16 protein-coding genes are annotated in these 12,797 nt (G+C 56.2%); all 16 read right to left on the bottom strand.

Annotated features, from left to right (window positions below; all coding sequences use genetic code 11):
* Positions 1-4: 4 nt before the first annotated feature.
* On the bottom strand, positions 5-652 hold the full coding sequence (locus tag ACQE3D_RS18025; RefSeq protein ID WP_313729594.1) for a retropepsin-like aspartic protease family protein: 648 nt from the start codon (positions 650-652) through the stop codon (positions 5-7).
* A gap of 260 nt (positions 653-912) precedes the next feature.
* A complete protein-coding gene (locus ACQE3D_RS18020; RefSeq protein WP_313729595.1) occupies positions 913-2,430 on the bottom strand; it encodes a hypothetical protein in 1,518 nt (505 codons plus the stop codon).
* A 3-nt stretch (positions 2,431-2,433) separates the two neighbouring features.
* Complete coding sequence (locus ACQE3D_RS18015) at positions 2,434-3,276, bottom strand: hypothetical protein (protein WP_313729596.1); 843 nt, start codon at positions 3,274-3,276, stop codon at positions 2,434-2,436.
* A 5-nt stretch (positions 3,277-3,281) separates the two neighbouring features.
* A complete protein-coding gene (locus ACQE3D_RS18010; RefSeq protein WP_313729597.1) occupies positions 3,282-4,034 on the bottom strand; it encodes a hypothetical protein in 753 nt (250 codons plus the stop codon).
* 3 nt (positions 4,035-4,037) lie between these two features.
* Positions 4,038-4,652: a hypothetical protein gene (locus ACQE3D_RS18005; RefSeq protein ID WP_313729598.1), complete on the bottom strand. Its 615-nt coding sequence runs from the start codon at positions 4,650-4,652 to the stop codon at positions 4,038-4,040.
* Positions 4,649-5,134 (bottom strand): helix-turn-helix domain-containing protein, encoded by a 486-nt coding sequence (locus tag ACQE3D_RS18000; protein ID WP_313729599.1) that lies wholly within the window; start codon positions 5,132-5,134, stop codon positions 4,649-4,651. Before ACQE3D_RS18000 ends, ACQE3D_RS18005 begins: the two co-directional genes overlap by 4 nt.
* A 19-nt stretch (positions 5,135-5,153) precedes the next feature.
* Positions 5,154-5,729, bottom strand: a complete 576-nt coding sequence (locus tag ACQE3D_RS17995) for a hypothetical protein (protein WP_313729600.1) — start codon at positions 5,727-5,729, stop codon at positions 5,154-5,156.
* Between the two features lie 249 nt (positions 5,730-5,978).
* Complete coding sequence (locus tag ACQE3D_RS17990; RefSeq protein ID WP_281021092.1) at positions 5,979-6,422, bottom strand: hypothetical protein; 444 nt, start codon at positions 6,420-6,422, stop codon at positions 5,979-5,981.
* Positions 6,419-6,598 (bottom strand): YHYH domain-containing protein, encoded by a 180-nt coding sequence (locus tag ACQE3D_RS17985; protein WP_313729601.1) that lies wholly within the window; start codon positions 6,596-6,598, stop codon positions 6,419-6,421. Before ACQE3D_RS17985 ends, ACQE3D_RS17990 begins: the two co-directional genes overlap by 4 nt.
* Before the next feature lie 46 nt (positions 6,599-6,644).
* Entirely contained in the window at positions 6,645-7,361 is a 717-nt protein-coding gene (locus ACQE3D_RS17980; RefSeq protein ID WP_313729602.1) for a VPLPA-CTERM sorting domain-containing protein, read from the bottom strand.
* 78 nt (positions 7,362-7,439) lie between these two features.
* Complete coding sequence (locus tag ACQE3D_RS17975; RefSeq protein WP_313729603.1) at positions 7,440-7,973, bottom strand: helix-turn-helix transcriptional regulator; 534 nt, start codon at positions 7,971-7,973, stop codon at positions 7,440-7,442.
* Positions 7,974-8,027: 54 nt separating this feature from the next.
* Entirely contained in the window at positions 8,028-8,360 is a 333-nt protein-coding gene (locus tag ACQE3D_RS17970; protein ID WP_313729604.1) for a hypothetical protein, read from the bottom strand.
* Positions 8,361-8,409: 49 nt separating this feature from the next.
* Positions 8,410-9,408, bottom strand: a complete 999-nt coding sequence (locus tag ACQE3D_RS17965) for a hypothetical protein (protein ID WP_313729605.1) — start codon at positions 9,406-9,408, stop codon at positions 8,410-8,412.
* 2 nt (positions 9,409-9,410) lie between these two features.
* Positions 9,411-10,169, bottom strand: coding sequence for a hypothetical protein (locus ACQE3D_RS17960; RefSeq protein ID WP_313729606.1), 759 nt, complete (start codon positions 10,167-10,169; stop codon positions 9,411-9,413).
* A gap of 2 nt (positions 10,170-10,171) precedes the next feature.
* Positions 10,172-12,019 (bottom strand): phage tail tip lysozyme, encoded by a 1,848-nt coding sequence (locus tag ACQE3D_RS17955; protein ID WP_313729607.1) that lies wholly within the window; start codon positions 12,017-12,019, stop codon positions 10,172-10,174.
* A 215-nt stretch (positions 12,020-12,234) separates the two neighbouring features.
* Positions 12,235-12,792, bottom strand: a complete 558-nt coding sequence (locus ACQE3D_RS17950) for a hypothetical protein (protein WP_313729608.1) — start codon at positions 12,790-12,792, stop codon at positions 12,235-12,237.
* Positions 12,793-12,797: the final 5 nt, after the last annotated feature.

The following is a 12,797-nucleotide window of genomic DNA, read 5'->3' as shown; positions in this document are numbered from 1 at the left end:
CAGGTCAGTGGTCGCTATAGACCGTTTTGCAGACCTTATTGGCGTCACAGGTTACGGATTTCTTGATGACGGTTGGCTTTTTGATCGTCTGCTCAGTACCTGATGCGGCCACGGCGACCGTAGCGCCTGGAAGCGTTGCCGAAGGCTTTGTGGCCGGTGATTGGCTGGCCGGTATACCGATGGTGGTCAATGTAAGCCGGTTGCCTTCCTGAACCATTTTGAACAGCTTCAGCGTGTTCATGCCGATCAGAACTTCGTTCAAATAGGGATTGGTGTGGGCGTTGAGATTCTGAATCAGCGCATTGCCGAGTTGAAGCGATTCGATTCGGGTTTCGCGCTCCGCGACATCGCCACCTGCTGTGCTGGCTTGAATCACTCGTCCTAGGGCTAGCTTGGCGGCTGGCGCCCATTTCTCTGGGATTACGGTTGTGGTTGCGCCGGTGTCGATCATAAACGGCATCGGCACGCCATTGATCACGACGGTACCGCGAAAGTGACCTTGCCGATCAGCGGTAAGGATGGCCCCTCCCGTTTGAGGTTGCGCGGATCGTTGTTGGGTGGGTGCCGGGTCAATCGTTACCGGTGCCGGGGGGCTGGTCTGAATAATTGTTGGGACCGGCGCCGGCTGAAGACCAAATTGGCGATCCTTCAAGAACCGGTCTGCCCCATACCAAAGTAGACCAAGCGCCAGGATCGGGTATATCAGAAACCGAGCACCTCCGGGTTTAGGCTGCGAGGCTTGTCGGTGTTTTTCCCGGTAGTAGTCTCTATCCTGTATTCCCATTTTCCCGCCCTTGGAATCTGCTAAGTTTGACGTCGGAATTATCGCATTAGACGGGACGTAAGACTGGCGTCGGGGTCACGATTTGCGGTCGGATCGCTGAGTGCTTGCATAGGGGTGGCGTTTTCCGGTTAATCCACGCCGGCGAACATATCACTTGCGGCAGCGACGGCGGCGGCAACTACGCTACCGGTATTCGCCCCGGCGTTTTCGGAAACCATGTAATCGACCCCTTCCATGAAAAGAAAGCAAACCATATCCCACAAGTCGGGGCTTCCGCGTCCCTCCCATGCGGGCGATCCCTTTTCGGGAATTTTTAGCCGAAAATTTCCGGTGTGATCCTTTGGAACCCCTGATGCTTCGGCAACCATCTGCCGACGAAAATCTGGGGTCAGTATCGACAGCCTGCCGGTTTTAGCCGCCAATGCCGCATGGTGCATGGCTTGAGCTCGCAAGTTTTGGTAGCGATCATTATTTTCTTTTTGCCAGCATGGCTTTCCCCAAACTACCGGCTTCAATACCTGGCCCTGCTCTTCGATTTGCTGGCATACCGTTCCGCCAATGCCGCCTTTGTCAACGACATAGGTAGGGTTCGGTAGATCGGCGCCGGATTCGATTATTCTCGGCGCCAATTTCGAGGATTTCACTTTGTTCGTGTATAGAGGTATCTGTATCAGTTCGACTCGCCGTGGATTGTCCCCTCGGTCGCCGTAGCCAATCACCCTGGCAACACCAATGCTCGACTTATCGCGCAACCCTTCGCCGAGCGCAACGTCCGACGACACCACCCAGCCATACGGCTCGTCATCGCCAATGATCCTGCCGTAGCTGTACATCGCATTCGCGAACTTCAAAGACAACAAGAACTTTGATGAATCCTCTGGCGGCAATCCAAACAGCCTGACCCGCTTTTCGTCTTCGTCGTAGTCGCGTAGCTTTTCGGCCAAGTCCACGTCGGAAACCCACGGGGACTCGACAGACGAAAACGTCATGGCGTCCCAAGAGCCGCCGTTTGTCAACGCCAATTCGGTTTGCGTGCGGTGGAAGTATCCGGACAGCCGAGTGTACTGGCTGGTTATCACCATCCGGTTATGCTCTTCAGTCAACGCGCCGGTCAGCGTGTTGAATACCTCATCCGGCACCGTCGAGCCTTCGTCGACAATTACCATGAAGTTTTCGCCATGACGACCGGCCATTTTGTTAGCGGTCTTGGCGTTGGCGGTCTTGCTCTCAACGAACCACTGATCGTCATAGCCGACGACGTGGCAGTGGTTGTCGGCGCCTATGAAAATGTGAGGGTATAGCCAGCTAAAATAGCCAATCCCTATTCTCTCGACCGTGATCGCAACTTCTTTCCATAATGTTGCATTCAACTGGTCCATGTCGTTTGCCGTAATCAGCATGACCGATTTCGGCAGGCACAGTAGATGCCACAGAACAATGATGGACAGCGATTTTGTCTTGCCGGTACCATGACCTGATGATACGGAAACGCGAGACCTGCTCCTGGCGACGGATCGCAACAGCCTGATCTGTTGGCTCGACAGCGTATATCCACAGACCTCGATCGCGAAACGAACAATATCGCCCTGGTATTCCTGGCAAAAACCCAGCCATCGCGGGTCTTCGACTAAAGTCTCCTTCGCCATAAATCAGTCGTTATCGAACTCTTCCCGCTTTAGCCCAAAGGCGGCATATCTGGTAGCCAATAGCTCTTGGTGCTTGCGCTCGGCTTCGGCAACCGAGGCTTTGGTTATTTCCCGCAATTCATCCCACGGGATAGGCGTTATTGACACCTCCGACTTGACTTCCACCTTGTCGCGCCACAGCGTTGGCTGTCTGTTTTTGAGCCACAGAAACGCGGCTTTTGTATCAGGCGGGTAATGCTTGACTAGTTCCGTCAGGACGATTTTGTTATTGATGACGGCTACGTGTGTGTCCGGGCATGAGTAGCCCATACCGCGCTGATATAGCCGCTCGGCCATGCCGGCATCGGCCAGCATCTTGCCGTCCCTAATGGACTCAAAAAAGGTGACATGTACCTTCTTCCAGTTGTTGATAGTTTGCTCCGTCACCATGAAGAACTCGGCGAGGTGGCTATCGGTTGCCCCCAACAAACAGAGCTGGTAAGCCTGCCTATCAAAATGAGGCATATACATACTGGGGCGACCGGTCCGTCTGGATTCCGCTTCATCAACCTCTTCCCATTCCGGTTCCTGAACAGCTTCCGGCTTCTTCGCCGGCTGTTGCTTTTGATTTGGAATTGGCTTTGGCGCTGGTTGCGCTACCTCTTGAATAGTTGCGCAACTTTTCGATTTTAGTTGCGCAACTTGCCCCGGTCTTTTCGCCCACCCCTGTTGCTTTGCGGACTTGCTGATCGCTTGCCTAGAAACAACATTGCCAAGATGATTGGAAAGCCAATCGAAGCCGTCTCTTGGATCGCATTCCCAGATTTCCCTGGCATCGTGCCATTGATCTTTAGTTAGCTTCGCCATTTTGGCTACGGACTGATGGCGGTAACCGCTTGCTGGAGGTTCAGAGCTTTGTCGTCGAAATCAACCTCTATCACCACCGGATAGCCGGCCGGATCGTCGGTACCGGGTACGCCTTTGCCGTCGTTCGGCTCGCCGGCCTTGGGGGCGTCGTAGAGCGGTATTTGGGCTTTGATTGTGATGTCCACCGCCAGCATGACCACGTTCTTCATGCCGGTACGAATCGCGACGGCCGGAATGTCCGGCGATTCTATGGTCGCTACCCAGTCTTCGCTAACGCCGGCAAACGTGGTCGAATAGCCAAACCGGCGATTCGGTACCGCGTCAATGAAGCTGAGGAATTGCGCCGCCAGGGACCGCGCCGTCGGCTCATCAGCCGCCGCGAACACCAGTTGAGTGCGGATGTCGCCGAATACAGTCCGCAAGCCGAATAGGCGCTGTTTGGTGTCGCCGGGCATAATGACCTTCATCGAGTCGGCGATCTGTCTTGCAAACTCGCGCCCGGTCGGCGTGTGGCTCTGGTCCATTGCCACCAAGATGACCGGTAGCTTGGCTGGCTGTGTCGGCGCGCTGTCGGTATCGTTACGCTGCCAGGCCGCCAACATTACTTCGGCGGCATCGCTCATACGCGACGGCGCCCAGGCGATGCTTTTGGCAACGCCGCGCTCCAGGTATTCGGTCATCGGCTGGGTCGTGGCGACCAGTGAGGCGTAGAACCTGCCCATATAATGGCCGAAGCCGACTTTGACGGGTTGGAACATGGTTTAGTACCCCAGGATGGTGGATCGCGTTTTCAAATAATCGGCGTCGGCGCGTGCGGCTTTGGCCTTGGCGGCGGCCGGCCCATCGGCGGCGGCCAGATCGGCGGAGGTCAATGCCTTTTTCAGGTCGCCGTTCTTGAGCCACCAGCGTAATTGCTGCGGCGAAACTTTTACCAAGCTGTGCAGGCCTTTCCAGCCGCGTTCGTAGCTGTCGAGATAGGCGCGGCGCGCGGTCTCAAAATCGGGGAAACACAGCATGACCTCGTGCTCATCGAAGGCGTCGCCGACGTGCTGGTTGATAACCCAGGCGGTTTCCGATTGAGGGTAGGGGCCGATGAAGCAATCGACGGGGTCGCCGTCGGCACCTTTGGTGCCAGAGAAGTAGCCGTAATGCGCGGCCAGCCTGGAAGTCCAGCGCTGGCCGGTTTTCGGATCGACGCCGGTGCGATAGCTGTGTCGCGGCTGCTCAATCGCAACCGGCATGCCGTAAATTGAGGCGCGGCCGACCTTGTAATTGCCGGCCAGGCATTGCCGATCGGTCGGCGTTGGCCGCTGGTTATGACCGAACGCGCCGTCGTGGGCGGCGTTTTCGATTTTTGCAAAGGCGTCCGAGTTCATGGGGTGGCTTCCTGTTGGGGTGTGGCCGGGGTATCTTGGTCCGGCGTGCTGGATTCGCGCTTGTCGGCGTGCTCAATTTCCAGTCGGTTTCGCCATTTGTCAGGTTGGCGGTTGGTCAGCCAAAATATGCAGGCTTCAGTGTCCGGTGGAATTTCGCTGGTCACTGTGACGACTTCAACGGACGTGACTTCGCCGGCTGGGTTCTTGATTTCCCGCGTGGTGACTTCGGTGTAGGGGTACCCGGTGCCGCGCCGAAATAGGCCGTTTGCGACTTCCGCGTCGGCCAGGATTTTTCCGCGCTTAATCGCGTCGGCGAATTCCGGCCGATGTTTAGTCCAGCTTTTGACAGTGGCCGCCGAGACGTTGAAAAATTCGGCGAGTTGGCCCTCTGTCGCGCCCAGTAGCGTGTAATTGTGGGCGAGCTGAACGTATTGCGGCCTGTAGCCTCTCGGGCGTCCGCCTTTTTTGGTGTTTTCAGCCATGGTGGTAAAGTTAAAAGGGTTATTGGAGGGACTGGCGCAGTTCGGCCAGTTCGTTGGCGTTGTGCTTTGCGTCTTGGCGCAGTTGGCAAACTAAGCGATCGAGTTTGGCGCCGCCGGCCATGTCGTCGAAATCCGGGTTCAGTTGCCGAAACCGGTCGAGCGCTTGCTGAATTTCTTGAGTTTTTTCCGCAAAGCGCTGGGTCTGTTTGGCGATCTGGTTGACCGTATCCACCAGGCGGCGGATGTCGGCGATTTCGTTAGCGATCAGGTCGGTTAAAAGGTCCGCAACCTGGTTTTCGCGGGCTTGCTTGATGTCGCGCTGGGGATAGTTCGAGAAGCCAAATAGGAAGTCGGCGCTGACGTTGTAGTTTAAAACGGCCGGGACCAGAACCTTGGGCTGGATGTAGGCGAGGCTTTCGTGCGTTGGCGATTCGATCTTGCTCAGGCGGGACGAATTGGCAAATCCGAATAGTGGAGCGGCTTCAATTTGCTCCAGGCCGCACAGTTCGCGGGCCTGGAGCATCCGCGCGCCGAAATTCAGCGACATCGCGTGTTTGAATTCTTCGGGTTTTAAATTGGTATAAGAAATAAGCATTTATGCCTAAAATCGGTGGTTTTTAGGCATTTAATCATGGGTTTTTTGCTAAATTCGCGGCGATTTCCGGGTTTAATTCAGTGGTTTATTTAGGGTGATGGGCTGGAATCGGCCAATTTCCGACCGTCAGGATTGATTTCTGAATGGCCGGTTTATGTCACAAATTGCTCGTTTAACGTTCACGGTAACACGAGGCAGGCGGGCCTGGTGGACTGTCGCTGGGCCTCGCGTTGACCGCAGGGTTAGGCCTCACTCTGGGAATGAGCCAAAGTAGAGGTGCCCTTTGAAAGTAACGCCTTCTTCGTGGATGGCGATGCGAAGTCTTTGCGCCTCGGTCTGAATTGCTTGAAGCCTAGGCATGACCTCCGCAACAGAAATGTTCCCGAGTTCACCCGTGGGGTCTAGGCAGTGAGCAATCCCCTTGTGGCTGAGGAAGTTCCTCTCGTTCTTGAATTTGCGAAGGGCAGCCACAAGCTCTTCGTTGTCGGTCAACTTGCGAAAGGCTTCGATCAGGCGCTCTAAGGATGCGTCTTCGTAGTCTTGGCCCGTCATCTTGAAGGGCAAGCGCTTGCCGACGCACTTCTTGACGTATTCGAGTGCCTCTGCGATGTAGAGCTTAAGTGCTTGCTCAACCAGTTGGCACCCCGTCAAGGCGAACGCCACCTGCAAGTAGAAGTCGTCGGGGTCGCTCATGTGAGGCTTAACGTAGAGCTAACCGGGCGCGGGCCGGGGTAGTGGTAATCGCCGGTTTTGCGCTCGGTGTGGCAACCTTCGGCATTGATCTTGCCGGGGTGGGCGGCGCCGGATAAGGGGTACGCCGCCAACAGCGCGATCGGTAAGGAGAGAATTTGAGCGGCGAGTTTAGTCATCTTACGGCTACCCACTTGGCCAGAAAAAACTTATTTGAGCGCGCGCTTAGCTGCGACGTTTCATGCCAGCCAATCCCAATAGGCTGCCGCCCATCAGCCAGGCAGCGCTAGGTAACGGCACGGCGGCGGGCACTTGTCCGGGGCTGACGACCCATGCGCGGCCTTTAAGGCCCTTAGGGTAGAAAAATTGCTCGCCAGCGGAGGTATTGAAGGCCCAAGAGTAAACGGGATAGGGTGCGTACTCCGCTGCCAAGTATGCAGCGCTTTGCTCGTTGTTGAAGACGGCGGTGTTAGGGATGCTGTTATGGGCTGTGCCGCCTAATTCGGTGTAAAATAACTGACCAAAGTTGCTGCCAGTCTTGTTGTATCCAAGTCTGGGGTTGGTGCCTGCACTGGGCAGCGTCCATTGATTGCTGCCGCCATAGTTGATGCTGTTGAGGTAGTTGGTGAAGGCTTCAGCGCCCCACCAGCTTAAGAGCCCCATTGCGGTATCGAAATCATCGTCGCCGACGGCTTGAACGCCCATAACCGGGTCGTTATAGATGGGGGTGACAGCCGCAATCAGATTGATCAGATTGGGGTTGGCGTCGGACAGCGTTTTGAACAGGTTGGCGTCTCGGGTCCAGGTGACATTGCTAACGCTGCTGTAGACTAAGCCAATTCCATCCGCACCGCTGTAGCTTGTGAGGGTCGCCCGAGCGTTAAATGCGATCCCGCTAAGTAGGGCGCCGATGATCAGCAATGGTTTTTTGAATCTCATCATTTGTTACCCTTTGGTCAATTAGAGGTTAAAAGAGGCCTCGGCGGCCTGTAGTAACTTTAGACCTGGGGCTGTTAAAAATCAAACGCTTAAAGTCTGTTTGTTGCCGCTTGACTGGGCGACTAGGCTATTTTTGGCGGTGGAAACAGCCCGCAATAGCCGCGCCCCGGCGGGCATGTCTTCGAAATCCGGATTGGACTTTATGAATACCTCGAAAGCGGCGACGATTTCGGCGAGCGCCGCTTGCGCGCGGCCGTTGTTTTCGTCCGCCTCGGCCTGGCGGGCGACGAGCTCGGCGTAGTGTTTTAGGTGGATTCGCTGCAGGCCGGCCAACAGGTCGCGGCCGGCGTCTTCTCGTTCCCATTCGACCAGTCCGAGTAGCCAATCGACGGACACAGAGTAGGTCTCGGCGGCGGCTTTCAAGAATTTGATTGGTAGGGGATTGAGCCGACCGCTTTCGGCGTCGATCAGTGCTTGACCCGACGTTTCCAGCAAGGGCGCTGCATGCGTTTGCGTTAATTTTAGGAATTCTCGCGCCTCTTTGAGGCGTGCGCCGACCGCTTTTAAAGCCGCGATTTCAGTTTTGTTGGTGTAAATGATTTTGGGGTTGGTCATTATTGCCGGCGCGGGCTAGTTGGGTTGAGGGCGGCGGGCCGCCCATTCATGAGCCTAGTGAGTGACCTCGGGCATTGTTTCTAAATCGGTGGCAATGGGTTCATCGATTTCATCGGCAATCGGCTGAATGTGGAAGTTGTTTACGAGCCATTCGGCGACGGTTTCGAGGTCGGCTAGGTGGTTTTGGATTTGGTTTAGAAGATTTAGGTTGGTTTCCGGGCTGATGACCACGCCGCTTTCGTGTTCAAATTGGCTACGAACGATGTCGTGGAGAGCGTGGATGTCTTCGATTTTACCGATTATCGCGGAGTACAAATCGAGGTTGTTAAATTCCGACGGTTCGCCGCCAGAAGGGAGCAGGCGGTGCTGAAAATTAGGTAGTTGCATGGTTGTTCCTCGGGGTTGGTTAAAAAGCGGGTTCGGGCGGGACTGCGGTTTATCCCCTATTTTCGGCTATCAGGGCCATGATTTGCTCCATGGTCATTCCGGAAGCCGCCAAGATGGCGGCCGCATTATTTGCTTCTTGCGCTGAGGCGCGCTTTGGCCGCTTCGGCGGCGGTGCCGTTTTGGCCACCTTCTGAGCGGCTTTCGCTGTTTTGGTGATGGCCTCGATTTTTCGGGGGGTCAGCTTCTGCTTGGCCGCTAATTCGGAAGCCTCGCGTTGCGTCAGCGATACCGTTTTTTGTCGGCGTTTGAGTTCCTTGCTGGCGTTGTTGGCGCGGTCGGATTCAATCATCGCCGCAATTTTTTTCCAGATGAAAATCGAGGTATTGAGTTCGACCATGACCCGCAAGACGTGTTTGCATGCGATCCCGTTCAGTTGCGGGTTTTTGAGCTTTGGGAACCCATGCTCTGGCCGACCGGCATTGGCCTTCATGATGGTTGTGATGTACCGAAATACAAAAGTGTGATGGTCGCAGTCGCAGTCGAAAAGCAAATTACCTTTTGCAATTTCCTTTGCCGCCTGGAGCGGGGTGCCCGCCTTGGCAAGCCCATGATCGTAGTCGGTTAAAATAATGTGAACACTGTGTCGAGTTACCTTTGAGTCTGGCCCGGCATTGGTAAGGAATTTGATGTCCCCGTATTTCATTGTCACCGGCACTGCGAAATTAATCTGCTCCTTACTGCGTTTTTTGTCTTCGGGCATCGACAGGTTGATGACTTCATTGGCGGTGACGCCTTTCTCGACCCTGGATTCCAGGCGGGCGATGTTTTTGCTGAACTCGATCAGGTCTTGTTTTGTGATCTTGCGCATCTGGCCGTTGGCCAGTCCGAGGGTGGTCGTTAGAACCTTGGCCGATCTCCAATCCTTCCCGACGATCTGCTCGGGACGGAGGATGTTGTTGGCATTGTCGCGGCGATTCTGATCGAACTCGCGGAGGGCCTTGAGTTCTTTTTTTTGACCGGCGATGTCAAGCTTGGGCGGCTTCGTCATGGCTATTTAGTTTTGTAAATGGACTGCCAGTCTTTTCGGTCGATGGCGGCCAACGTCGCCAAGGTGATCTGCAAGGTCATTTCGACAAATCGCCCGGAACTGTCGATCGGCGCCGTCAATGGCTGGCTGATGGATTCAATGACCATCGGCGCGAAGGTGCGGCCTTTGTAGTGGAATGCGAGCAGGGTAGGCGATTTGGACGGAAGAACGGCCTCAATCCAATCTTTTGATCCCTTTACCGCGTCGATTGCGTTTGTAAGAAGGGTGCTGTCCTTAGCCAGCTCGATCGGCAGCGCCCACTGCATAAGCTGATCGACCGGGCTTTCGACTTCGGCCACAGGATCGCGCCACGCCCGGAAAAGAAGCGTCATGGGAATCTTGGCCGGTGGCATGCCGTTGAACACTTGGACCGAATTAAGCCTGGTGATGCCGGTGCGGCCTTCGAATTGCTGAAGCAGTCTGGTGGCTTTTGCGGTGGAATCGAGATCCTTATCGAATCCAAAGGCGTCGAATATCTGCTGCGCGACACCGGTTTGCATCAGGGCGAACAACGTTGGCGCCTTGGTCTCTGGGCCGGCTTGTTCGAAGGGCGATTGCCAATTGAGCGTTATTTCCAGATTAGCATCGTCCGTCACCGCCGCCTTAATGATGGTGTTAGAGTCCTTTTTCTTGTTGCCTTCGCGATCGACTTCCCAAAAGGACGCGATCAAATGCGGCGACAGCGCGCCCCAGTCCGACGTGAGCGTTTGGGACTCGGCCATTTTTATATTCCTCCGATGCCGCCGCTGGCTATGTGGGCTATTCGGCGATCTGATAAGTTTTGTCCAACATCCTGGGACGGCAGGTTGACGGTGAAGGCCGGCGCGGCCGGCGATCCAAGCGGCTCGATGACTTTTGGCGCTTCGGCGATTTGTGGAATCATCGGAATTTTAGGCATAGCCATCGATACGGGCGGAGCTACATCAATGGCGGCAAACTTTCTCGCATCGGAGATTCGCTCAGGCTGGACGCCGCCGCGCTTGCCAAGAGCTGAGATTTCGTAGGTTTGCTCAACTGCGGCCGTTTTGGCATTAATGCCGGACGCTGACTTGATGGCCTGGCCGGCTCGACGGTGGGAGTTTTTTAGTTCCCAGTCTACAAAGGCGATTTGCTCGTCGAACGAAGCATCGCTCAGATTTTTCCCAAAAACCCGCTCAAACGTTTTTTGCCTGTCGGGGTGCCACTGGGCGGCGCCGACGGCGGTGCCATTGTCGCCTTTCGCTCGAGTATCGAATCCGCTTTCTTGGCTGATGTTGGCGGCAATTGCGGCTGCATCTTCTTTCGACCAGCCTTTTTCCATCAGCAATTGCATGGCTCGCTCTGGACTTCCGATTTCACCGCCAGATTTAGAAAATCTGGCTGCCTTGCCGATCACCTTGCCGGCCGTTGTGTTTTTTGAGGCCCAATCCACGCCCTGCATGGCCGTGTCGACCAACGCCGCCGCCGCCTTCTTGGTAAAATCCCAAGCGCCACCGGCGTTAGCCTTGGTCCGATCCAACCACGCCGCGCCTTGCTGCTTGAGGTCGATGCCGGTATTGGCCTTGATGTAGTCGGCCAATCCGCCGATCTGCTCGCCGATAACTTGCGTTACCAGCCCCCCAATGTCTTTTACCTTTGCCCAAGCCTCATTGAAAGTCGTGGACATGGACGCAACCGCGCCATCCCATGCGCCCGCGATCTTGCCGGGAACATCGGCTTCGCGCAAATCGGCAACCCACCCGCCGAATTTGTCGCCGATAAGTTGGCCTGCTTGGTCGCCCAAGAATCCGCCGACGATGCCGCCGACGATAGTCCCGACCGGACCGAGCATTGAGCCGGCCAGAGCGCCGGCACCGACGCCGCCAAGGCTGCCAACCCAGCCGCCGACGGATGTTCCAGCCGCCTTATCTTTATCGCGCCGAGACAGGCTGCTGTCGTTTTCGCTGCTGAATATGTCGAATGCGGCGCCGCCGGCCGCCAGCAAGGCGCCGAGAACAGGGACGCGTTTGAGCATGCCGAATGCGCCGCGCCCGCCTTTGGCTAGCATTCCAAGCAGGCCACCGCCGATAGCGGTTTTGCCCAAGGTGCTGAGCATTGATCCGACAAACGGGAGCTTGTTTAACCACGACGAACCATTACTCTGCGTGCTGACGGATACGGGCTTTCTTTCGATCTTTTCAAGCGTTTCCTTCGCGGCCTTGTTGAAAACTGATTCCTCTTTCTGAAAAATCGCCAGCTTGGTAAAGATTTTTTTCAGCCACGGCGTTTGTTTGTCGCCCCTGAAAAATTCGAATCCTCGACGTAGCGGCTCAGCTACTTCGCGCGCCGCCTTCACGGCCGGGTCGGCGTCGTCGATGCCAGACGCGGCGGCGGTCAAACGGGATAACCGGTCACTGATCGACGCAATGGCCGAAGCCGTTGCCGATCGGTTGCCGGCCGATCCGCCTTCCGACGTAAATCGGCCTGCCGAGTCGCGACCTGGTATTGCCGCCGGTTGATTTGAAGATCTCTTGATCCTCTCGGCAATCGCCGCCTTCCCGGCCGCTTCCGCAATGGCGGCGGCACTCGTTCTGGTGGCGCTTGGCTCGGCCACGGCCACCTTGGCCGGCGATGCGCTGACAAATCGGCCGGCCGAGTCGCGGGCGGGGACGGCCGACGGCGCCGGCCGGCGGTGTTCGCGCCAGCGTCCGGCTATTGCCTGGCGAATCGCTGAGACATCATCGCGAATTCGACTGATGTCAGTCGGCATGCGCCCCAGATCAATCGGCTCGCCAACGAGGAATCCTCGGCTGTCGCTTTCTAATGACATTACGGATACACCACGGCGGTTCCGGACAAAAGGTCCACATCGTAAAGCCCTGGTGACGGGTAGGGGCCACTGTAGATGAATGAGTTGAGTTTATTCGCTTCGGTTTGGCCCGCTGCGATTGTTGTTTGATCGGTGATGTGCGTTGGCGCCGGGTACAGAGTTGCGAATTCGGCGGCGGTCAGCGGCCGTTCGGGTTTGGCGAGCTGGCGGTTGTAGGCCGAGGTTTTTAGGCCTTTTTGGACATTTAACATGTCGATGTCATTTTCAAGACGATCTCTGACCCAGATATTTGTCCCCGAGAGGCTCGCTATTTGCGCCTGCTTGGAGGCGATTTCGGCGTCCTCGGCGGCGAATTCAATTGAGCCGGGCGGGCTTGGAAATAGGGCCAGGAACTCGCTCGGCCGCATGTTCTCGCGTAGCGCGGCTTGCCGGTGGCGGTCGTGCTCCGCGTTTCGTTGCTCGATTGCCAGGCTGGCGGCACGGAATGTTTGGCCTAGTGCGGTCATTCGGGTTTTGGCAGCCAAGAGCGTGGCTGCCGTGACGTTTTGCATGTTCATCTTTG

Origin of the sequence: Methylomonas sp. MS20 (genome assembly GCF_050275925.1) — a bacterium.
GTDB classification, from domain to species: domain Bacteria; phylum Pseudomonadota; class Gammaproteobacteria; order Methylococcales; family Methylomonadaceae; genus Methylomonas; species Methylomonas koyamae_A.
The sequence above is the reverse complement of the archived record's forward strand: the minus strand, read 5'-3'. Positions and strand labels throughout refer to the sequence as shown.